The 20,348-nt window shown below is 67.3% G+C and carries 21 protein-coding genes; 7 read left to right on the top strand and 14 right to left on the bottom strand.

The window, feature by feature from the left end; translation table 11 throughout:
- The first annotated feature begins 54 nt into the window (after window positions 1-54).
- The 6 genes from hisH (at window position 55) to VLF18_RS02860 (ending at window position 5,241) form a co-directional block, all read left to right on the top strand.
- Window positions 55-651, top strand: a complete 597-nt coding sequence (gene hisH, locus VLF18_RS02885; protein WP_325278115.1) for an imidazole glycerol phosphate synthase subunit HisH — start codon at window positions 55-57, stop codon at window positions 649-651.
- Window positions 648-1,376 carry a 1-(5-phosphoribosyl)-5-[(5-phosphoribosylamino)methylideneamino]imidazole-4-carboxamide isomerase gene (gene hisA, locus VLF18_RS02880; RefSeq protein WP_325278114.1) on the top strand — a complete coding sequence of 243 codons (729 nt, stop codon included), beginning with the start codon at window positions 648-650 and terminating at the stop codon, window positions 1,374-1,376. Before hisH ends, hisA begins: the two co-directional genes overlap by 4 nt.
- A complete protein-coding gene (hisF, locus tag VLF18_RS02875) occupies window positions 1,370-2,140 on the top strand; it encodes an imidazole glycerol phosphate synthase subunit HisF (RefSeq protein ID WP_325278113.1) in 771 nt (256 codons plus the stop codon). The genes hisA and hisF overlap by 7 nt, the downstream gene beginning before the upstream one ends.
- Window positions 2,137-2,745 (top strand): bifunctional phosphoribosyl-AMP cyclohydrolase/phosphoribosyl-ATP diphosphatase HisIE, encoded by a 609-nt coding sequence (hisIE, locus tag VLF18_RS02870; RefSeq protein ID WP_325278112.1) that lies wholly within the window; start codon window positions 2,137-2,139, stop codon window positions 2,743-2,745. Before hisF ends, hisIE begins: the two co-directional genes overlap by 4 nt.
- Window positions 2,746-2,826: 81 nt before the next feature.
- Window positions 2,827-4,479: a diguanylate cyclase domain-containing protein gene (locus VLF18_RS02865; protein WP_325278111.1), complete on the top strand. Its 1,653-nt coding sequence runs from the start codon at window positions 2,827-2,829 to the stop codon at window positions 4,477-4,479.
- A 105-nt stretch (window positions 4,480-4,584) separates the two neighbouring features.
- The gene (locus VLF18_RS02860; RefSeq protein WP_325278110.1) at window positions 4,585-5,241 is read left to right on the top strand and encodes a diphthine--ammonia ligase; all 657 of its coding nucleotides are present in this window, start codon (window positions 4,585-4,587) and stop codon (window positions 5,239-5,241) included.
- Here VLF18_RS02860 and VLF18_RS02855 read toward each other — a convergent pair.
- The 5 genes from VLF18_RS02855 to VLF18_RS02835 form a co-directional block, all read right to left on the bottom strand.
- Window positions 5,211-6,335: a C13 family peptidase gene (locus tag VLF18_RS02855; RefSeq protein ID WP_325278109.1), complete on the bottom strand. Its 1,125-nt coding sequence runs from the start codon at window positions 6,333-6,335 to the stop codon at window positions 5,211-5,213. The genes VLF18_RS02860 and VLF18_RS02855 overlap by 31 nt on opposite strands.
- A 10-nt stretch (window positions 6,336-6,345) precedes the next feature.
- Entirely contained in the window at window positions 6,346-7,026 is a 681-nt protein-coding gene (gene mtnC, locus VLF18_RS02850) for an acireductone synthase (protein ID WP_325278108.1), read from the bottom strand.
- 55 nt (window positions 7,027-7,081) lie between these two features.
- On the bottom strand, window positions 7,082-7,627 hold the full coding sequence (locus VLF18_RS02845; RefSeq protein WP_325278107.1) for an acireductone dioxygenase: 546 nt from the start codon (window positions 7,625-7,627) through the stop codon (window positions 7,082-7,084).
- A complete protein-coding gene (locus tag VLF18_RS02840) occupies window positions 7,624-8,265 on the bottom strand; it encodes a methylthioribulose 1-phosphate dehydratase (RefSeq protein WP_325278106.1) in 642 nt (213 codons plus the stop codon). Before VLF18_RS02840 ends, VLF18_RS02845 begins: the two co-directional genes overlap by 4 nt.
- 581 nt (window positions 8,266-8,846) lie before the next feature.
- Complete coding sequence (locus tag VLF18_RS02835; RefSeq protein ID WP_325278105.1) at window positions 8,847-10,328, bottom strand: amino acid permease; 1,482 nt, start codon at window positions 10,326-10,328, stop codon at window positions 8,847-8,849.
- 148 nt (window positions 10,329-10,476) lie between these two features.
- Between VLF18_RS02835 and VLF18_RS02830 the strand changes: the two genes are divergently transcribed.
- Complete coding sequence (locus tag VLF18_RS02830) at window positions 10,477-11,079, top strand: NUDIX hydrolase (protein ID WP_414717176.1); 603 nt, start codon at window positions 10,477-10,479, stop codon at window positions 11,077-11,079.
- A gap of 43 nt (window positions 11,080-11,122) precedes the next feature.
- Here the strand turns inward: VLF18_RS02830 and yeiP are convergent, their stop codons facing one another.
- The 9 genes from yeiP to VLF18_RS02785 form a co-directional block, all read right to left on the bottom strand.
- Window positions 11,123-11,686: an elongation factor P-like protein YeiP gene (yeiP, locus tag VLF18_RS02825; RefSeq protein WP_325278104.1), complete on the bottom strand. Its 564-nt coding sequence runs from the start codon at window positions 11,684-11,686 to the stop codon at window positions 11,123-11,125.
- Window positions 11,687-11,708: 22 nt separating this feature from the next.
- Window positions 11,709-12,476: an SDR family NAD(P)-dependent oxidoreductase gene (locus VLF18_RS02820; RefSeq protein ID WP_325278103.1), complete on the bottom strand. Its 768-nt coding sequence runs from the start codon at window positions 12,474-12,476 to the stop codon at window positions 11,709-11,711.
- 88 nt (window positions 12,477-12,564) lie between these two features.
- Window positions 12,565-13,041 carry a DUF1772 domain-containing protein gene (locus tag VLF18_RS02815; RefSeq protein WP_325278102.1) on the bottom strand — a complete coding sequence of 159 codons (477 nt, stop codon included), beginning with the start codon at window positions 13,039-13,041 and terminating at the stop codon, window positions 12,565-12,567.
- A gap of 46 nt (window positions 13,042-13,087) precedes the next feature.
- Window positions 13,088-14,008, bottom strand: coding sequence for a hypothetical protein (locus tag VLF18_RS02810; RefSeq protein WP_325278101.1), 921 nt, complete (start codon window positions 14,006-14,008; stop codon window positions 13,088-13,090).
- Window positions 14,009-14,138: 130 nt separating this feature from the next.
- Window positions 14,139-14,630, bottom strand: a complete 492-nt coding sequence (locus VLF18_RS02805; protein ID WP_325278100.1) for a GNAT family N-acetyltransferase — start codon at window positions 14,628-14,630, stop codon at window positions 14,139-14,141.
- A gap of 24 nt (window positions 14,631-14,654) precedes the next feature.
- Entirely contained in the window at window positions 14,655-15,464 is an 810-nt protein-coding gene (locus VLF18_RS02800; protein WP_325278099.1) for a cyanophycinase, read from the bottom strand.
- Between the two features lie 132 nt (window positions 15,465-15,596).
- Window positions 15,597-16,706 carry a hypothetical protein gene (locus tag VLF18_RS02795; protein ID WP_325278098.1) on the bottom strand — a complete coding sequence of 370 codons (1,110 nt, stop codon included), beginning with the start codon at window positions 16,704-16,706 and terminating at the stop codon, window positions 15,597-15,599.
- A gap of 783 nt (window positions 16,707-17,489) precedes the next feature.
- Window positions 17,490-18,335 (bottom strand): hypothetical protein, encoded by an 846-nt coding sequence (locus VLF18_RS02790; protein ID WP_325278097.1) that lies wholly within the window; start codon window positions 18,333-18,335, stop codon window positions 17,490-17,492.
- A gap of 282 nt (window positions 18,336-18,617) precedes the next feature.
- The gene (locus VLF18_RS02785) at window positions 18,618-20,117 is read right to left on the bottom strand and encodes an aminotransferase class III-fold pyridoxal phosphate-dependent enzyme (RefSeq protein WP_325278096.1); all 1,500 of its coding nucleotides are present in this window, start codon (window positions 20,115-20,117) and stop codon (window positions 18,618-18,620) included.
- Between the last annotated feature and the right edge of the window lie 231 nt (window positions 20,118-20,348).

Genomic DNA, 20,348 nt, shown 5'->3' with positions numbered 1-20,348 from the left:
GCGCGCGGCGCTGCGCCGCGACGGCAACGTGCTTCCCAGCACGAAGGGGGCGCTGTGAGCGCCGACGTCGTGCTCGTCGACGGCGGCGGCACGAACATCGGCTCGGTCCGTCACGCGCTCGCGCGCCTCGGCGTCGACGCGCCGCTGACGACCGACGCGGCGCGCATCCGCCGCGCGAGCCACGTGATCCTGCCGGGCGTCGGCGCGGCCGGACCCGCGATGCAGCGGCTCGCCGAGCGCGATCTCGTCGGGACGCTGCGCGCGCTGCGCCAGCCGGTACTCGGCGTCTGCCTCGGGCTGCAGCTGCTGTTCGCGCGCTCGGCGGAAAGCGAGCGCGACTGCCTCGGCCTGATCCCCGCGGAAGTCGACCGGCTCGCCGCGGCGCCGGGTCTGCGCGTGCCGCACATGGGCTGGAACCGGCTCTCCGCGGTGCGCGCGCATCCGCTGCTGGCCGGCCTGCCCGACGAGGCCTATGCCTATTTCGTGCACAGCTACGCCGCGCCGGTCGGGCCGTGGACGTTGGCCGCTGCGACCCATGGCGCGGCATTTTCAGCTGTTGTACAAAAAGATAACTTCTTCGGCATGCAGTTCCACCCGGAACGCTCCGCCGCGGTCGGCTCCCTCCTGCTCAAGAATTTCCTGACCCTGTGAACTTCGACATCATTCCCGCGATCGACCTGCGCGCCGGCAACGTGGTGCGGCTGCGTCAGGGCGACTATTCGCAGCAGACCAGCTATCGCGTCGATCCGCTGCGTCTCGCGCAGGACTACGCCACGGCCGGCGCCGCATGGCTGCACGTCGTCGATCTCGACGGCGCGCGCGCCGGCAATCTCGAGAACTTCCGCCTGATTGAAGCGCTGGCCGGCACCGCGATCCAGCTGCAGGCCGGCGGCGGCGTGCGCAGCGAGGACGACGTGCAGCGGCTGTTCGACGCCGGCGTCGCGCGCGTCGTCGTCGGCAGCGTCGCCGTGCGCGAACCCGAGCGCGTCGCCGAGTGGCTCGTGCGCTACGGCGCCGGACGCCTGTGCATCGCGCTCGACACGCGCGACGAGAACGGTGTCTGGCGACTGCCGAGCGACGGCTGGACGCAGAGCGAGGCGCCGACGCTGGAGACGCTCGCGCCGCGCTATGCCGCAGCCGGCGCAGTGCACGTGCTCTGCACCGACATTCATCGCGACGGCATGCTGGCCGGTCCGAATCTCGGACTGTATGCGCATCTGCGCCGGCTCGCGCCGGGCCTGCGCGTACAGGCTTCCGGCGGCGTGCGCGACATCGCCGACGTGCGCGCCGTGCGCGAACTCGGCGTTGCCGGCGTCGTGCTCGGGCGCAGCCTGCTCGAGGGGCAGCTCGATCTCGCCGAGGCGCTCGCATGCTGACGCGACGCCTGATTCCGTGTCTCGACGTGCGCGACGGACAGGTCGTCAAGGGCGTGCGTTTCCGCGATCACGTCGTCGTCGGCGACATTCTCGATCTGGCGCTGCGCTATCGCGACGAAGGCGCCGACGAACTCGTGTTCTACGACATCACGGCCAGCCCGGAGCAGCGCGCGGTCGATCGCCGCTGGGTCGAGCGCGTCGCCGCGGTCATCGACATTCCGTTCTGCGTGGCCGGCGGCATTGCGAGCGTCGATACCGCGCGCGCCGTGCTGCAGGCCGGCGCCGACAAGATCTCGGTGAATTCGCCGGCGCTCGAGCGGCCGGCGCTGATCGGCGAACTCGCCGATGCGTTCGGCGTGCAGTGCGTCGTCGTCGGCGTCGACAGCCTGTGCGACGCCGACGGCGAGTGGCGCGTGCGCCAGTACACCGGCGATCCGGACAAGACGCGCGCACTCGCACGGCGCACGCTCGACTGGATCGATGAGGCGATCGCGCTCGGCGCCGGCGAGATCGTGCTGAACTGCATGGGCGCCGACGGCGTGCGCGAGGGTTACGACGTGGCGCAGCTTGGCGCTGCGCGTGCGCGCTGCGGCGTGCCGCTCGTCGCGTCCGGCGGCGCCGGCGCGATGGAGCACTTCAGCGATGTGTTCGCGCAGGCGGATGTCGACGGCGCGCTGGCCGCGAGCGTATTCCACTCCGGCAGCGTGGCGATCGGTCCGCTGAAGACGTTCCTGCGCGAACGCGGCGTGAGCGTGCGGCCGTGAGCCTCGATCCCGCGGCACTGGACTGGAGCAAGGGCGGCGGCCTGCTGCCGGCCGTCGTGCAGCATGCGCGCAGCGGCGCCGTGCTGATGCAGGGATGGATGAACGAAGCCGCGCTGCGCGCGACGCTGGAAAGCGGAAAAGTGACGTTCTACAGCCGCAGCAGGCAGCGGCTATGGACCAAGGGCGAGACCTCGCGGCACTTCCTGCTGCTGCGCGAAGCAATGACCGACTGCGACGCCGACAGCCTGCTGCTGCGCGCCGAACCGCAGGGACCGACCTGTCATCTGGGCCGCGACAGCTGCTTCGGCGACGAGGCCGTGCGCGTGCCGGGCTTTCTCGGCGAACTCGATGCGCTCGTCGCGCAGCGCGAGCGCGAACGCCCGGCCGGCAGCTACACGACGAAACTGTTCGATTCGGGGGTGCGCCGGATTGCGCAGAAGGTCGGCGAGGAAGGGGTGGAAACCGCGCTCGCGGCGGTCGCCCAGGACGATGCGGCGCTGATCGGCGAAGCGGCCGATCTGCTGTTCCATCTGACCGTGCTGCTGCGCGCGCGCGGCCTGTCGCTGCACGATGCCGTCGCCGAACTGGAACGCCGGCATCGCTGAGGTCCGTGGCCGGGCATCGTGCTTGCATGAAGTCCGGGAAACCTTGCTAGACTTGGATCAACGCGTTGCGGGGGAGGGCGGATGCCGCAGCCCGATCACGGCGAGACCGCTCGCAACGGCCGCGAGCGCGAAGCGCGGCAACTCGCGCTGATCCATCGTATTGCGCGCATATCCGCCGAAAGCCTCTCGCTGCGCCAGCGCCTTCATCGTGTCGTTCGACTGCTGCAGGAACACCTGCAGTGCGAGTTCGTCGCCTGCGCGTCGATCGATCTGAGCGAAAACCGCTTCTGCTGCGAAGCGCTCGCAGCCGACATTCCCTCGTCGATCCACGTCGGCTACGGCCGCGAACTCGGCAGCGGCGTCGTCGGCGAAGTCGCCGCGACCGGACAGACGCTCTACGTGCCGGACGTGACGCGGCACGCGAACTATGTCGAAACCATGCCGGGAACGCATTCGGAGTTGTGCGTCGCGATGCGTCACAACGGCGAAGTCATGGGCATCATCAACGCCGAGGCGATCCGCTGCGATGCGTTCGTCGACGAGATCGACCTGCTCGAAACCCTGGCCGAGCAGCTCGCCGGCACGTTCGCGGCGGAGCGGCTCAACGCCGAGCAGCGGCGCCGTCTCGATCTGCTCGGCATGCTCAGCGAGCTGTCGCGCGCGGCGATCGAAGCCGACGGTCTCGAACAGGCGCTGCTGCGCATCGTGCATTTCCTGCGAGACCGTTTCGCGCTGGAGTCGGTCGGCGTGCTGCTCGCCGACGGCAGTCAGCGCCTGCGCTTCAGCGCGCATGCGGGCGTGTCGGTCTTCCACGGCCGCAGCGGCGGCAACTGGCCGGAAAACCTCGGCGTGGTCGGCCGCGCGTTCCGCAGCGGACAGGCCCAGTACGTGCCCGACGTCACCGAGGACCCCGACTACGTGCTCGGAAATCCCGCGGTCACGAGCGAATACGTGCTGCCGATACGGCTGCACGGCGATTTCATCGGGTTGCTCAATCTCGAGGCCTCCGATCCGCAGTCGTTGACCGAAGCGAACCGGCAGATGCTCGCGGCGCTCGCCGACCAGATCGCCGGTGCCGTGCATCTGGCGGCGACGAATGCCCGGCTGCGCGAAATCAACCGGCTCGTCGAGGAAAAGTCGGCCGCACTCGCGCAGGCGAACCTGCGTCTGCGCGAGGCGAACCGGCAGCTCGAACAGCTCTCGCACCGCGACGGGCTTACCGGCATCGCGAACCGGCGCCGCTTCGACGAGGCGCTCGCGAGCGAGTGGACCCGCGCGCAGCGGCATGGCGAGATGGTCGCGCTGTTGCTGCTCGATATCGACGACTTCAAGAGCTACAACGACGGCTACGGCCATCTCGCCGGCGACGACGCGCTGCGGCAGGTTGCGCGCACGCTGAGCGATGCGCTCGGGCGCTCCGAAGACTGCGTCGCGCGCTACGGCGGCGAGGAGTTCGCCGTGCTGCTGCCGCAGAGTTCGCTCGACGACGCGGTTGGCGTCGCGGCGCATATCGCACGCGCGCTGGCGCAGCTCGCGCTGCCGCATGCGTATTCGCGCGTCGGACCGCACCTGACCGTCAGCATCGGCGCCGCCGCGCTGATGCCGCAGGCCGGGCTCGACCCGCTGACGCTCGTCACGCGCGCCGACGGCGCGCTGTACCGCGCCAAGACGCTGGGCCGCAACCGCATCGAGTCGGCCACGACGAGCTTCGTCGCGGCGTATGGGACGCAATAACCGAAGGGCATTGCGTCTTGCTGGAATGCGGCGCGATGCTCTTCGGCTATTGCGCTCTACGGGCATCTCTACGCAACAATTGCGCTTTCGACATGGAAGCGCGCGATGCGAGAGTCCTATGCGGTGTCCTGGAGCGGCGGCAAGGATTCGGCCCTGAGTCTCTGGCGGTTGTGGCAGCAGCGCGGCGCGCCGGCCGCGCTCGTCACGACGCTCGTCGACGACGGCTCGCGCACGCGCTCGCACCGACTGCGGCCCGAAGTGCTGCGCGCACAGGTCGCCGCGATCGGCGCGCCGATCGTCGAGGTCGCGACGAGCCTGACCGACTACCGGCGCAATTTCAGCGCCGCGCTCGCGCAGTTGCGCGACGAGGCCGGTGTCGTCGCGGTCGGGTTCGGCGACATCGATCTCCAGGCGCATCGCATCTGGTGCCGCAGCGTCTGCGCGGATCTCGGTCTGGACTGCCTGCATCCGATCTGGGACGAGCCGCGCGAAACATTGCTGCGGGAATTCTTCGACGCCGGCTTCGTCACGCGCATCGTGGCCGTACAGGAAGACAAGCTCGACGCGCGGCTGCTCGGCCGCGTGCTCGACGACGCGGTCGTCGACGAATTCCGTCGCGCCGGCATCGACCTTTGCGGCGAAGCGGGCGAATACCACACTGTCGTCGTCGACGGCCCGTGCTTCGCACAGCCGCTGCGTCTGCGCGAGGACGGCCGCGAACGCGCCGACGGCTACTGCTTCATCGACTTCGCGCTGGACTGATTCGATGGAGCCGGCGCGCCGGCGGGCGCGAACGGCTGCGGCGGTCCGAGCCGGATGCCGCTGCGCCACTGCGCGAGCTTGGCCTCGATCAGCGGCGTGCTCGCGATCTGCGGCTCGGACGCCTGCTGTTCGTCCGCGGCTTCCCAGTCGGCGATGAGCTGGCGCGCGATCTCGAACGCGCCGCGGAACGTGTCGGTCTGATTGAGACCCTCGACGAAGAATGCCTTGCCGAAATATGTGATGTCGGAATTGGCGCCGCAGCCGAACGACGTGCGGTCGGCGCGCGCGGCGGTGATGACCATGCTCGTCGAGTTCCTGAGGCCGTCGACGAAACCGCCGGAATAGCAGGCTGAAATAATGTTGACGCGCCAGCGGAATGGCCGCGTGTTGAGGATTTCCGACAGGTCTTCGGCGCCGATCCAGTCGAGCGGAAGGTTGTCCATGCCGACATAGAGGTCGTGGTCCTCGTCGCCGTGGCTTGTCATGAACAGCAGCAGGATGTCCTCGTCGGGATCGAAGCGGTCCTGTTCGAGCAGACCGTCGAGCACGAGTTCGAGATTGGTCCAGGTCGCGAGCGGCCGTGTCTCGACGGTCGCCGGATTGTTCTCGAGCACGACGACGCGCCCGCGCGCGTCGAAACGCTCGGAAAACAATTTCTCCACATATTCGACTTCGTTGCGGAACACGTTCTCGTCGCCGTCGCCGGCGAAGGCGACGACGTAGAGATCGGTATGTCCGGGCGTCTGCGGACGCAGCGACGCGAGCGCTTCGTCGACGAGGCGGAACTGGTCGTAGAACACGCGCTCGGCGCTGTAGTCGGGGCCGTCGTGCGCATCGCCGGACCCGAGGACCGGGAACCAGCGCGCGAGCAGTTCGCGCGTCGCCGCGAGGTTGTCGATGAGTTCGGCGGAATCGGTTGCCGGCACCGTGTCCGGTATGGCTCGGGTCGTCGCGTCGGGCGCACCGTCGGCCGGTGCGGCGACCGCAGCGACGGGCACTGCGGGCGGCGCGGCATCACGACCGCGCAGCCACCAGCCGAGCGCCAGCCCGGCAAGCAGCGCGAGAGCGAGCCGCGCGATGTCGGGGCGGCTCATGCCCGCGGCGTCAGACCGCGATCGCGTCGAAGTCGCCGACGCAGCGATGCGCGCTGTCGGCGGGACACTGCAGCGGCGGGCGGCAGAGCCACGTCGTCTGCAGGCCGGCGGCGCGCGCGGCGTCGAGTTCCTCGACGATGTCCGATAGGAACAGGATCTCGCCGGGCGGCAGGCCGATCGACTCGGCGATGCGCGCATACGAGGCGCTCTCGCGCTTGCCGCCGATCTCGGTGTCGAAATGGCCGTCGAACAGCGGCAGCAGGTCGCCGGCTTCGCTGTAGCGGAAAAACAGCTTCTGCGCGGCGACGGATCCCGATGAATAGACATAGAGCGGCAGGCCCTGCGCTTTCCACGCGCGCAGCCGCGCCGCGACTTCGGGATAGACATGCGCGCGATAGACGCCATCGCGGTAGCCGGCTTCCCAGAGCATGCCCTGCAGCGCCTTCAGCGGCGTGGCCTTGCGGTCCTCGGCGATCCACCGGCGCAGCACGGCGACGATCGCGTCGCGATCGTCCTCGGCGATGCCGGCTTCCTGCGCAGTTGCGGCCAGCCAGCGCCGGACTTCCGCATTCTCGGCATTGGCCGCGACGAACGCGCCGACGTGGTCGCGCGCATACGGAAACAGCACGTCTTTGACGAAGCTGATGGAGCTGGTCGTACCTTCGATATCGGTCAGGATCGCGCGGGTCATCGGTCGTTCGTTCGGTGGCGCGAACGCGCCGGCGCGAGCCGGCGCCGCGGAGGGATCAGGCATCCAGACGCGCGAAGCGGCCGGCGATGTCGCTGCCCGTGAAGTTCGCGACCCAGCCTTCCTTGTTCGTGAACAGGCGGATCGCGACGAAGTAGGGCTGCTCGCTCATGTCGAACCAGTGCGGCGTGCCGTCGGGCACGCCGATGAGATCGCCCTGCGTGCAGAGCACCTCGTAGACCTTGTCGGCGACGTGCAGCGTGAACAGGCCCCGGCCCGCGACGAAGAAGCGCACTTCGTCCTCGGAATGCGTGTGCTCGTTGAGGAACTTCTGGCGCAGCTGCGCCTTGTCGGGGTGATCGGGTTTCAGGCTGATGACGTCGACGGCCTGGTAGCCCTCGCTCTGCATGAGCCGGTCGATGTCGCTGCGGTACGCGGCGATCACGGTTTCCGGCGCGGCGCCGGGTTCGATTGCGGCGTCGGTCGCCCAGCGTTCGAAGCGCACGCCGACCTGACCGAGCTCGGCGGCGATGCGCGCGTGGTCGTCGGTATCCAGCAGCGGCTGCGCCGGCTGCCCTTCGGCAAAGATTCGCAAGCGGCTCACGCGCGCAGCCTCCTAAGATCCAGTTCCACCGCCAGCAGGAATTCGAACGCCTCGAGATGGCGCTTGGCCTCGGCCATCGTCCGGCCCCAGGTATAGATGCCGTGGCCGTCTATCAAGTAGCCGTGCAGCGGCCTGCCGGCGTCGAGCCACGCGTCGACCTGCGCGACGAGTTCGGGCATGTCCTGCGTATTCGGGAATACGGGCAGGTCGAGTTCGCTTTCGTGCGTCGTGTAGCCCGTGATGGCTTTCTGCAGTTCGAGGCCGCTGAAGCGGATCAGGCCCTGCGCCGCGTACAGGCGCGAGGCGACGGTCTGGTTGTGCGAATGCGTGTGCAGCACGGCACCTATCGCGGGATCGCGCCGGTACATCTGCACGTGCAGCAGGGTTTCGGCGGAGGGCCGCGCCGTCGTGCCGACGGCGTTGCCGTCGAGGTCGACGAGCATGATGTCGTCGACGCCGAGCCGGCCCTTGTCGCGACCCGATATCGTCACGGCGGCGTGGCGGTCGTCGTAGCGGCGCGAGAAATTGCTGCTGGTGGCCGGCGTCCAGCCGCGGGCGCCGAGTTCGCGGCCGGCTTCGGCGATTTCACGCGCGCAGAGGGCCAGCCGTTCGGCGTCGGGAAGTTGCGATTCGGTCATGGATTCGGAAACACGGACGGGCCGTCACTATAACCGAGCGTCACGCGTTCAGTTATGACGGCCGGGCGCTTCGGCATGCCACGGCGGGCACGCGCGCGTTCGACGAAAAAAACAGGTATCGGGGGGCGAAAGGAGAGAAAAACCGGGGGAAAGTCGCTGCCCGGATGCGTCCAGACCGAGGAGCTAACCCGTCTGAACGCATCCGAGCCGCATTCCGAGGGGCCCACTGCCAAGTGTATTTCCCGCGGACCTTGATCATAACCGCTGCCGTTCCGCCGAGCGAACGACGGCCTGTGGATAAGCCGTGGATTGCTTGTGTGCGCGAGCCGCAATATCCACTCTGCTCAACGGTTTGAAGAATTTTTCGAGACCGGGGGGAAACTGTGCATAGCCGGTGAGCAAATGCGGCCCGACTGCGAAAGAACTCGCTAAGTCGTTGAGCGCAAAAGGGCTTCGCTGAACTGCGCCGTAAGCGGCAGCGAAACGGTCGAGCCCGGCAGCCAAGTCATTGATCGCGCAGGAAACAGTGCGCCATACGGGCGAAACCGAGGGCCGGCGTTGCCGGCCCCCGGAGCACGAGCTTACTTCGCGCCGTTCTTGGCCAGGTCGCTGTGACGCAGGCCGTACATCGAATAGACGAACAGGCCGATCACGGTCCAGCACGCGAACACGGTCAATGCCTTGGTCGACAGGTTCACGAACAGCAGCAGGCAGCCGAGGACGGCGAGCGGGCAGACCAGCCACACGAGCGGCGTGCGGAACGGACGCGCGCGGCCCGGCTGCGTCTGGCGCAGGATCATGACGCCGAACGCCACTGCGATGAAAGCGAACAGCGTGCCCGAGTTCGAGATGTCGGCGAGGATGCCGACCGGGAACATCGCGGCGAACAGCGACACGGCGACGCCGGTGATCATCGTGATGATGTGCGGCGTGTGGAAGGTCGGATGTACGCGCGAGCAGATTTCCGGAAGCAGACCGTCGCGCGACATGACGAAGAAGATGCGGGTCTGGCCGTAGATCATCATGAGGATGACCGACGGCAGCGCGAGGCTCGCAGCCATGCCGATGAGGTAGGCCATGGTGTTGTGGTCGAGCGAGCGCAGCACGTGGGCGAGCGGTTCGTTGCTGCAGACCAGCGCCGTCGAATTCGCGCAGGCCTCCATCATTTCCTTGGTGCCCGGCTCGAGCAGCTTGCCGGCCGCGTCGTACAGCGGCTGTGCGCCTTCCGCGCCGACGGCGCCGTAGCCGACGAGCAGATAGAACACGGTGCAGACCGCGAGCGAACCGATCAGGCCGATCGGAATGTTGCGGTTCGGGTTCTTGGTTTCCTCGGCAGCCGTCGAAACGGCGTCGAATCCGACGTAGGCGAAGAAGATCGACGCCGCGGCGCCGAGCACACCGACGCCGCCCATCGGCGTACCCCAGCCTGTCGGCATGAACGGTTCGAAATTCACCGACTTTGCGGCCGGTACGGCGAGGATGACGAAGGCCGTGAGTGCGACGATCTTGATCGCCACGAGCACCGCGTTGACCCAGGCGCTCTTGGACGTGCCGATGATCAGGAGTCCCGTGATCACGAGCGAGATCAGGCAGGCGAGCAGGTTGAACGCCCCGCCGCTGTACGGACCGACCTGCAGGAATTGTGGAAGACCGATGTTTGCGGCGTTCAGCAGTCCGTTGACATAGCCGGACCAGCCGACGGCCACCGCGCCGGCGGCAACGGCATACTCGAGGACGAGTGCCCAGCCGACGATCCAGGCCATGGCCTCGCCGAGTACCGCATAGGTATACGTGTAGGCCGAACCGGACACCGGCACCATCGAGGCAAGTTCGGCGTAGGCGAGTGCGGCAAGACCGCAGACGACGGCCGCAATCACGAAAGCGACCATCATGCCGGGACCGGCCTTCTGCGCGGCTTCGGCGGTCAGCACGAAGATGCCCGTGCCGATGATCGCGCCGATGCCGAGCATGGTCAGTTGCAGCGCGCCGAGCTGGCGTTTGAGGCTCTTCTTCTCGGCGTTCTCAAGAATCTGGTCGAGCGGTTTGACGCGCCAGAAAATCATTGCATCCCCTCCCACGATATTTACTGTGACCCGGCGCCAGCAGCAGCAGACTGCCTGCGAAGCCTGGCATGACTCGCGCCGTTTCACGGGACGCGACAAAAACCGGACTAAAATACGCGACCCTTCCTAGGCCAGCAAGCGCCCCCCGATGAGCGACTCCGCCGATCTTCCCGCGCAGGAACTGGCCGCATGGCAATACGCATGGCTGCGCGACGTCGACGCGTATGCCATCCGTCATGCCGACGAACAGGAAACAGTCGCTCAGTTTCGCGATTTCATGCGCACGTACGCCGATGCGGCGCAGCGTGAACTCGCGATCGGCCATCTGACCGGTGCGGCGTGGCTGGTCAGCGCCGACGGCCGGCGCGTGCTGCTGACGCACCATCGCAAGCTGCAGCGCTGGCTGCAGCTCGGCGGCCATGCCGACGGCGATGCGGACCTCGTCGCCGTCGCGCTGCGCGAAGCGGAAGAGGAGTCGGGACTCGCCGATCTGTCGATCGAGCGCGAGATCTTCGATCTCGACCGGCATTGGATTCCGGATCACCGCGAGGTGCCGGGCCACTGGCACTATGACCTGCGTTATGTCGTCCGGTGTTGCGGCAGCGAGCAATTCGCCGTCAGCGAAGAGTCGCTCGAACTCGCGTGGCGCGACATCGGCGCGATGATCGGATCGTCCGACTACGACGAATCGCTGCAGCGCATGGCGCGCAAATGGCGCGAGCGAACGGCGGACGGGATCAGGTTCACTTAGCTGTTCGGCTAAGTGAACCTGACCCCGTTCGCTTCGCGTTCGCTTATTCGCGGCCCGAGTATTCGCCGGTCACGGTGCTCACGAGAATGCGCGAGCCGTTGACCACGTATTCCGGCACGAGGATTTCGAGACCGGTTTCGAGCTTCGCGGGCTTCGGCCGCTTCGTCGCCGTCGCGCCTTTCATTTCCGGCGCCGTGTCGACGACGGTCAGCGTGACGGTCGGCGGCAATTGCACCGCGACCGGCTGGTCCTCGATGAGCTGCACGTAGCAGCTTTCCATGCCGTCGGTAATGTAGCCCGCCGCGTCGCCGATCGCGTTCGCATCGAGCATGTACTGCGTGAAGTCCTCGGCGTCCATGAACACGAAGGTGTCGCCTTCGCGATAGGAATACGTCGCCTGGCGCCGCGACAGCTCGATTTCGCGCAGATCGTCCTCGGCGCGCAGGCTCAGGTCGAATTTCTGCCCGCCGGGCACCGAGTACATGCTGAAGCGATACGTCACGTTGCCGCCGCGGCCTTGCGGCGAGCTGCGCTCGATATCGCGGATCTGGTAGACCTTGTTGTCGTGCTCGACGACGTTGCCTTTCTTGATTTCGCTGGCTTTCATGAGCTGACCTGAGGAGTCGGAGTTACTTCGGTTGCAGGCGAATTGCGCCGTCGACGCGGATCGTCTCGCCGTTGAGATAGCGGTTCTGCAGGATGAATGCGACCGTCGCGGCGAATTCCTCGGGCCTGCCGAGGCGCGACGGGTAGGGGACTTGCGCACAAAGGGACTGGTATACGTTTTCGGGCATGCCGTCGACCATCGGCGTGTGGAAGACGCCCGGCGCAACGGTCATGACGCGCACGCCGATGCGCGAGAACTCGCGCGCCATCGGCAGGGTCATGGCGACGACGCCGCCCTTGGATGCGGAATACGCGGCCTGGCCGATCTGGCCTTCGAACGCGGCGATCGAGGCGGTGTTCACGATGACCCCGCGCTCGCCGTCTTCGCCCGGTGCGTTGTGCTGCATCAGGTCGGCCGCGCCCTTGGCGACGTTGAACGAACCGACGAGGTTGACCATGACCGTGTTGGCGAAGGTCTTCAGCGGCATCGGCGCTTCCTTGCCAAGCACGCGGCCCGCACCGAGGATGCCGGCACAGCTGACTGCCACGTTCAGGCCGCCCAGCGCTTCCTTCGCCGCTTTCAGATTCGCGATGACGACGTCTTCGTTGCTGACGTCGGTGCGGAAGAAATGGGCCTTGCCGCCGAGCGTGGCGACCGCTTCGGCGCCCTTTTCGTCGTAGACGTCGAACAACGCGACGCTCGCGCCCTTGGCGACGAGGTGCTGCGCGACCGCAAAGCCCAAGCCCGACACGCCGCCGGTGACGACGGCCTTGACCTGATTCAGTTCCATGAGTGCTCCCGAAGCGGGCGCCGGCTGGCGCAAAGCCGCGATTGTAATTCAGCGGCGGCGCGGTCCGCCGTGAGGAGCAAGGCTCGCCTCAGCGCCGCGCGACCAGCGCCCAGACGAAGCCGGCGCAGGCCAGCGTCGAGGCGAGCGTGCGCAGATGGTTCCATCGCGTCCATTCGGCCAGGTAGCGCTGCCAGGCCGCCGCGTCGCCGGACGCGGCCGCGAGCTGGTCGTTCAGCGGCACGTTGAACGCGACCGTGCAGCCGAACATGCCGAGCAGGTAGACGAGTCCGCCCGCGAGCGCGAGGCGTCCCGGCGTCGTCTGCCATTCCGGTGCCGCGAGCACGACGAGCGCGAGTGCCGAGAGCGTCGTCGCCCAGAACAGCGGCATGAACGGCGAACGCAGGATCACGGCGTTGATCGCATTCATGGCCGCGCTGGCCTGCGCCGGATCGAGCGTCGCGAACGCGCGCATGATGAAGGTCGAGAACGCGAAATAGATGCCGCCCATGAGTCCGCAGCCGATCGCGGCGAACCAGAGCAGGGCGGTCGACAGGATGGCTCTCATACGATGCTCCCGCGTGCGAAAAAGGGGGCCGCGCGACCGCCGGCCGTCAGTCCGGAGACGCGAAACGATAGCGCACCCGGTACAGATCCATGTCGCGGCCATCGTCACGTCGCGCCGAATACGTGATGCGTTCGCGGTCGGACCAGTCGAGCATCGGCCCGTAGGTATCGCCGTTCGCGCTGTTGATGCGCGACAGCGCGGTGCCCGCGTCGTAACCGTGCCGCGTCGATTGCGCGACGAACAGATCGACGCGCGCGGTCGCGAAGCCGCGCGCGCGCGAGAACACGAGCGTGGCGCCGTCGGCGAGCAGGGTTGCGTCGAATTCGTGTTCGACGGTGTTCAGCGCGCCCGGCACGCGTCGTGCGGCGGCGAAGATCCGGTCGGCGCGATCGGCGAAGTACAGGTCGTGGCCGCCGGCGCCACCGTTGCGATCGCTCGAGAACAGCAGCCGGTTTCCATCCGGTGACAGCATCGGCGCGAATTCGTCGGCGGCGCTGTTGACGGACGGACCGAGCGCCTCGGGATGGCCGAAGCCGTCGGGCGCCACCGCGACGCGATACAGATCGCTCCCGCCGAGGCCGCCCGCGCGATCCGAACAGAAATAGACGAAGCGTCCGTCGGCGCTGAATGCCGGATCGAAATCGCGTGCCGTGGAGTTGAACGATACCGGCTCGGCCGTCGACCAGCCGGTTTCTTCGCCGCGCGAAAGCCGCCCGCGGCGCGACAGCCAGATGTCGTAGCTGCCCGGTCCGCCAGGCCGCCGGCGACTGAACCACAGCGCGCTGCGGCCGTCCGGGCTGATGCTCAGACGAATGTCGGCGTGTTCGGTCGAGGCGATGCCGCGTGCGAACAACACCGGTTCGCCGACGATTTCGATCGGCGCAGCCACGGCGTGCGCGCAGATTGCCGCGAGCGTGAATCCGGCGACGGCCGCGTTCGTCCGCGGTGAGAAAAAACGCAATGGCATGACGGGGCATCCGGTATCGCCGGCCTCGCGGCGGAGGATGCGATGGTCGCCGTATGCGGCCGCGGCGACCACGCGAATGCGCGGGTGCAGCACAAGCCCGACTTGGTCTCGGCGCGACGATCGCGCGCGCTCAGAGATCGCGCAGGTAGTACTTGTCGCAGCTGAAATGACCAGTTCCGCCGAGCGGCGCATCGATCTGCCGGAAGCCGTTGCTGCGATACAGCGCCTGCGCCGCATCCATGCCGCTCAGCGTTTCGAGATAGCAGCGCGTGAAGCCGAAGGCGCGTGCGGCGTCGAGGCAGCGCGCGATGAGTTCGCGTCCCGCGCCGAGTCCGCGCAGCGCCGGCAGGAAATACATCTTCCGCAGTTCGCACGTGTCCGCGTCGCCGCCGATCAACGGCGCGACGCCGCCGCCGCCCTGCACGCGGCCGTCGCGCTCGATCACGAAATAGGCCGCCCGCGGAATCGCGTAGGCCTGCGCCATCGTGTCGACCTCGGCGTCGTTGATCGCGAAGCCCGGGCCGTTCGCGCCGAATTCGGGCATGACCGCGCGAATGATCGCGGCCACGGCCGCGTTGTCGGATTCCGCTATGGGACGGATCGTGTAGTCGGCGGTCGTCATGGGCGCGGCAGGAAGCGAGATCGGTCAGAGCGGACGGCGGAAGTCGAGATCGTAGCGCGTGCCGTGCACGAGCACGTGCAGATGCAGGTTCGTGATCGAGATCGGCGCCTGCGGTCCGGCTTCGGTGATGTTGGTCGGGCCGACATCGCTCGGGTCGACGAGCGTCACGCCGCCGTGGCCGACGACTTCGAGCACGTTGTCGGGGCCGACGAATGCGGCGGTGTCGGCGTCGAGGCCGAGGCCGAGCGCGAACGGATTGAGCGCGAGTGCGCCGAGCAGGCGGCCGATGCGATCGCTGGCCGCGCCGCCCTGATCGATGACGACGCGATTCGTCAGGCCGATGCCGGGCGCGAGCGTCACTGCGCCCATGCGCGGCGTCGCGCCCGATTCGCCCGACGCGAGCATGTGTTCGGCGAGCACTGCGGCGCCGGCGCCGAGTCCTGCGATCGGCGTGCCGTCGGCGTTGCGCCGCCGCAGCAGCTTCGCGAGGCTCGTGCCGCCGACCAGCGTCGTGAGTTTCAGCGGGTGGATCGTCGCGAGCACGATCAGGTCGGAATTCTCGATCGCACCCAGCGTTTCGGAGCGTTCGGCGTCGGCACGCGAGGCGAGGTGCACGCGGCGCACGCCGCCGGCCCCCTGGGCGAGCAGCGCGGTTTCTATTTCGTCGAGTGCGCGCGTGTCGAGATCGCCCGCGACGAGAAAGCAGACTTGCGCGCGCTGCGAACACAGCGACAGCAACCGGCGCGTCAGACGCTGTTCGGTATCGAGTCCGGCGAAGACGCCGATTGCAATGAGATAGCCGCGGGACTGGTCGGGAGCAAGGCGTGCGGGCACGACGGTATCCGGGAGACGACGGTGCGGCATGGTAGCAGCGTGGCCGTGTCGGCGGCGATGCGCGCGCCGGTGCGCCTCTCAAAAAAGCGGCACCGCTGCGCGATGCAGCGATGCCGGGCTTCGGATGTCGCGTCAGTTCGGATGAATCGTGCAGGTGACTTCGTTGATGCTGCGGCTCATGCAGGTCACGCGGCCGCCGGTGCCCCAGCCGCTGTTGAGAACGAGCACGTCGATTCCGTTGCGCGCCGCCCATTCCTCGAACGCGCCAACCGCCCACTGCGCGTTGCCGCCGAGGTTCCAGCTGCGGTCACCGTAGAAGGCCAGCGGATTGCCGTAGCCGTTCGGCAGTACGACGCCGCTGGGATCGACGATCTGCCGCAGCATGACGTCGCCGGTCGCCGTGTCGTAGCGCACGCGTGCATAACCGCCGTCCTTCATCGGCACGAACAGCGAGACGTTGCCGGTGACCTGCTCGGTCAGTTTGTGCGCGCCGGATACGAAGCGCAGCGATTCCGGATCGAACACCTGCCCGGGGCTCGTGCCCAGTGTCGAGAAGTAGTCGTGGACGAAGCCGTCGATGCTGCCCGGCTGGTCGCCGAACGCGAGGTCATAGCTCGATTCCGGGAAGTTCGGATAGAGATTGCTGAAGTACGATCCGAACGTGTAGCCGCGCAGATCGATGGGACTTCCAGCGCCTGGCGTCGGGTCGGTCGCGATCGTGCCGACCGAACGCGGTCCCAGATTCCCCGGCACCGTGCGCGAGGAAGCCACGCGCAGCTCTACCTTGGTGCCGTTGGGGAGCTTCAGATAGACCGACCCGTCCGCGCGGACCACGCCGGTGAAGGCCAGCGAGTTGCCGTTCCGACGATAGAGGTCGCCGGCCTGCGAGACATACGTGACGAGGCGCGCGTCGGTTACGTCCTCGTAGCCGCCCATCTGCACGAGCGTCTCCGGATCCCAGTCCAGCACGATCGTGCGGATCTGGCCGGTAGCGAGGTTGTAGACGTACGCCGCGCTCTGGCGCACGCGCGGATACTGCGTGACGGCCTTGTTGATGAAGTCATCCGCCGTCGAGCAGGTGTTGCAGAGGATCGCGTAGTACTGGCCGGTCGTCGAAACGGAATCGTCGATGACGTTCGTCGGTTCCTCGCTGCCGGCCTGTGCGCTGCCGGCGAACAGCAGCGTGACGGCGAAGGCGGCTGCACCGAGTCGGCGGCGCAGGCTGGAGCAGATGCGTTGCATGAGAAATCTCCTGGATTCAAAGGTGCTGAGCTGCCCGGCGCTGCCGCGGCGGTCGTCCCTGGGCGTCCGCGGGCGGTGTGCCGGATTTCGAGTGCCGCGAGACGACCGGGTCGGCGCGCGAAGGTGGGCAGGCGTGACGCAGGGGGTTTGCGCGGGGGAGCCTGGCGGCCGACCTTCGCGGCCGATGAGCGGTATCTCGCCGTCCGTGCGATCGAGAGGTGGCAATCTCCTTTTGGCGGTTTCGGGTCGTTTTTCTCGCGTGACAAATGTGTCAATTGCGAAAAACGATCGGACACGCTTCGTCAGCGTGTCAAACGAAATCGCCGTGCGCTTGCGTGCGCACGATTGGAGAATTCGCAGTGTTTATTTATGCCGAATATGCCCGTGCAGCAGCTGAAAGACTGTTGCCGCCCGGCGTCCGAGACGGCCGCGGCTGGTGGTTCACGGATGGACGAATTCCGGCGAATGTATAGGTGTATACGCATGCCGGGCGATCGCCGTTCTGCGGACTTCGGCGAGGGAAAGGCGGGGCGGGCGGAGCCGGGGCGACGCGTCGCGCCGGACGACCGTGTTTGCAGCGCCAGAACGCCGGCATGCGTCCGCCGCTTCAGACGCGAACGCCAGTGTCGTGTTCCGCAAATGCGTTGGAAAAATTCCGGATGGATTTCGTCGCGAGACCAGGCGCATCGAGGCGCCGCAGCGGCGCTGCGGCAACGAGGTGCAACGACGTATCGCGGCGAAAGACAGCGGAATTGTTCGACGGTTATTTTGCGGAACGGGACGTTAGCTGCCGATCTCGATTTCCTCGATACCGAGGTAGCGGTTGATCGCCTGCGTCGCGGCGGCGACGAGGTGCTGCAGCGGCGGCGCGTGCAGCGCGGCGCGGTCGAGGTTCTCGATCCAGCCGAACAGCGACTGACGCAACTGGTCGTCGGTACGCACGCGCTGATGAATGTCGGCGAGGATGCGCGTGTATTCGCCGGGCGTCGGCCCGGTGCCGAGATTCTGGAAGATCGCGCCGAGCGCGGCCATGAACTCGCCGGCACTCGCGTCGAGGCCGAAATCCTCGGGCCGATAGTCGAGAAAGCCGCGGCTCGCGTCGGCATGCACGCGGAAGCTCACTTTCGCGAGCGAGTGATAGAGCGGCTCTTCGGAAATCAGCACGAGCAGCAGATGCTGCGGATTCGCGACCGCCGTGCCCTGCGGCGACGGCCACTCGCGCGTCTGCACGAAGTGGTAGAGGCGGATGTGGTCGTGGAAGTCCGCCGCCTGCAGCTGATCGAGGATCAGCAGCGTGCGCGCGCCTTCGGAGTAGGCACAGGCCTCGCTCATGCTGCGTTCGAACGCGGTCAGCGGCGCTTCGAGCGCGCCCGATGCGTCGGCGTCTTCGGCGAGCACGATCGGCGGCGGCGGCGGCTCCTCGCTCGTGAAGTCGTGATAGATCAGGTGCGGGTAGTCGAGCGCGTGTCCGAGCGCATTCGCCAGCGCGGTCTTGCGCCGGCCCGACGTGCCGACGATGTCGAGGCAGCGCAGATGCGGCAGGTCCGCCTCGAACAGGCAGCGCAGCGCATAGTCGTAGTCGTCGTTCGATTCGAAGCCGAACTCGGCGAGTTTCTTGCGCAGTGACATAGGGCAGTGAAAAGCGAAGAGGAGTGGGAAACGAGAAGTGGCAGCGTAACCTGCCCAGGCTCCGTTCTCACCTCGCTCGACCACTCGGGTTCATTCAGCGCGGCAGGCCGCAGGTCGAAAGGCCAAAAGGAGCGAGATCCGAGCGGCGAGCCTGACTCGCTATCGCTCGTTTCTCGCTCCTCTTCACGCTTTCCCGCAGCAAGGACGTCTGCCCGGCCCGGCTGGCCACTTCCTGTGGCCGAGTTGCGAGCGGCCGCGCCGGACAGACGTTGTTCGGAACGGTCAGGCGGCCTTGGCGTCGGCGCTCTTGCGCGGGCCGTGCAGCAGGGCCTGACGGACGCCGTCGACGACGAGATCGACTTCGGCTTCGGTAATGTTGAAATGAGGTGTGAAGCGCAGCGAATTCGTGCCGCCGTGGATGACGCCGAAGCCCTGCTCGCGCATGAACTCTTCGGTGCTGTGCGTGCCATAGCACTTGAACTCGGCGCTGAGTTCGCACGAGAACAGCAGGCCCGTGCCCTGTACCTTCGTGATGTAGCCCGGCAGTTCGGCCTTGAGCGCTTCGAGCTTCTGCACGAACTGGCGGCCGCGTTCGCGGATGTTGGTCTGGACCGCCGGCGTCAGCAGGCCGAGCACGGCGACGGCGACATCCATCGCGCGCGGATTCGTCGTCATCGTGTTGCCGTAGATGCCCTTCTTGTAGAGCGCGGCGGCACGTTCGGTCACGGCGAGCACCGACAGCGGATACTGGCCCGCGTTCAGCGCCTTCGAATAGGTTTCCATGTCCGGCGGCGCGAGCTTCTCGAAGCCCGGGTAGTCGATGATCGACAGCACGCCGTGCGCACGCAGGCCGGCCTGGATCGAGTCGACGAGGAACAGCGAGCCGTGCTTTTCGGTGAGCTCGCGCGCCGCGGCGTAGAACTCCGGCGTTACCGAGCGGCCCGGATCGCCTTCGCCCATGACCGGCTCGAGGAACATGGCTTCGATGAACCAGCCGTTCTTGTCGGCGTCGGCGAAGACCTGGCGCAGCTGATCGACGTTGTAGGGCTCGACCGTCAGCAGGCTGGTCTCGTCGCGGAAGCTCGCGAGGTGCTGCGAATAGGTCTTGCGGCTCGAATCGGAATAGACGGCCGGACGTTCGGTGCGGCCGTGGAAGGCGCCGCGGACGGCCAGGCGCTTGATCGTGCGGCCCGCGTGGCGGCCGCCGGCGTCGGTCATGAGCTTCGCGTTGACGTCGGCGATGCGGCAGGCCAGCGAGACCGACTCGGAACCCGAATTCAGGCAGAGGAAACGCGTATACGGACAGCCGCCGCGACTGGCGCCGATGGCGGCCTTCAGCGCGGTGGACAGTTTCAGCTGGGAGACGTTCGGCGTCATGACGTTGGCCATGACCTGCGGGCGGCTCATCGCGTCGAGCACCGCGGCCGGCGCGTGGCCGAAACCGAGCATGCCGTAGCCGCCGGAATCGTGCAGCACGGCACCCTTGAGCGTCACGACCCACGGGCCGCTCGCGGCCAGGGCTACATAGGGATTGACCGAGTCGTCGGAATAGAAGTTGACGAAGTCGGCCTGTACGAGGCGCATCTGCTCGGCTTCGTCGAGCGTCACGAGCTGCGGCAGCTCGGCCTTGATTTCGAGAAAGCGCGCATGCGCCTGGGCTACGGCGTCGACGAGTTCGGGCGAGGTCGCGGCAAAGCGCAGCACGGTCGCGTCGTCGAGGCCTCGGGTGCGGGCGGCACCGCCGGCGTTGCGCAGAACGGCGAGTTGTTCGATCAGCTGCATGGGCGTACTCCAACGAAACAGGCCGACGCACGCCGGACGGCGTGTATCGGATCACGGTTGAGTGCGCCGGACGGCGCGAGGTCCGGGCAGTCTAGCAGAGCGTATTGGTCCGTCCCTGGGACCGCTTCATGGCTGACGGAAGGGGCCAATCGCGCTGCGTCGCCGCGATCCGCGGATGACGATTGTCAACTGCAAGTGCTGATGACGCGGACTTCAGCGGCAGCGGGGGCC

The sequence above is a fragment of the Tahibacter sp. genome (assembly GCF_035481375.1).
Taxonomy (GTDB): domain Bacteria; phylum Pseudomonadota; class Gammaproteobacteria; order Xanthomonadales; family Rhodanobacteraceae; genus Tahibacter.
This window is presented reverse-complemented; position numbering and strand designations above follow the sequence as displayed.

What these genes read in the sequence shown, in the direction of transcription:
- hisF (WP_325278113.1), top strand. Translation starts at nt 1,370, where the DNA reads ATGCTGACGCGACGCCTGATTCCGTGTCTCGACGTGCGCGACGGACAG.
- VLF18_RS02865 (WP_325278111.1), top strand. Translation starts at nt 2,827, where the DNA reads ATGCCGCAGCCCGATCACGGCGAGACCGCTCGCAACGGCCGCGAGCGC.
- VLF18_RS02860 (WP_325278110.1), top strand. Translation starts at nt 4,585, where the DNA reads ATGCGAGAGTCCTATGCGGTGTCCTGGAGCGGCGGCAAGGATTCGGCC.
- VLF18_RS02855 (WP_325278109.1), bottom strand. Translation starts at nt 6,335, where the DNA reads ATGAGCCGCCCCGACATCGCGCGGCTCGCTCTCGCGCTGCTTGCCGGG.
- mtnC (WP_325278108.1), bottom strand. Translation starts at nt 7,026, where the DNA reads ATGACCCGCGCGATCCTGACCGATATCGAAGGTACGACCAGCTCCATC.
- VLF18_RS02840 (WP_325278106.1), bottom strand. Translation starts at nt 8,265, where the DNA reads ATGACCGAATCGCAACTTCCCGACGCCGAACGGCTGGCCCTCTGCGCG.
- VLF18_RS02835 (WP_325278105.1), bottom strand. Translation starts at nt 10,328, where the DNA reads ATGATTTTCTGGCGCGTCAAACCGCTCGACCAGATTCTTGAGAACGCC.
- VLF18_RS02830 (WP_414717176.1), top strand. Translation starts at nt 10,477, where the DNA reads ATGAGCGACTCCGCCGATCTTCCCGCGCAGGAACTGGCCGCATGGCAA.
- yeiP (WP_325278104.1), bottom strand. Translation starts at nt 11,686, where the DNA reads ATGAAAGCCAGCGAAATCAAGAAAGGCAACGTCGTCGAGCACGACAAC.
- VLF18_RS02820 (WP_325278103.1), bottom strand. Translation starts at nt 12,476, where the DNA reads ATGGAACTGAATCAGGTCAAGGCCGTCGTCACCGGCGGCGTGTCGGGC.
- VLF18_RS02815 (WP_325278102.1), bottom strand. Translation starts at nt 13,041, where the DNA reads ATGAGAGCCATCCTGTCGACCGCCCTGCTCTGGTTCGCCGCGATCGGC.
- VLF18_RS02810 (WP_325278101.1), bottom strand. Translation starts at nt 14,008, where the DNA reads ATGCCATTGCGTTTTTTCTCACCGCGGACGAACGCGGCCGTCGCCGGA.
- VLF18_RS02805 (WP_325278100.1), bottom strand. Translation starts at nt 14,630, where the DNA reads ATGACGACCGCCGACTACACGATCCGTCCCATAGCGGAATCCGACAAC.
- VLF18_RS02795 (WP_325278098.1), bottom strand. Translation starts at nt 16,706, where the DNA reads ATGCAACGCATCTGCTCCAGCCTGCGCCGCCGACTCGGTGCAGCCGCC.
- VLF18_RS02790 (WP_325278097.1), bottom strand. Translation starts at nt 18,335, where the DNA reads ATGTCACTGCGCAAGAAACTCGCCGAGTTCGGCTTCGAATCGAACGAC.
- VLF18_RS02785 (WP_325278096.1), bottom strand. Translation starts at nt 20,117, where the DNA reads ATGCAGCTGATCGAACAACTCGCCGTTCTGCGCAACGCCGGCGGTGCC.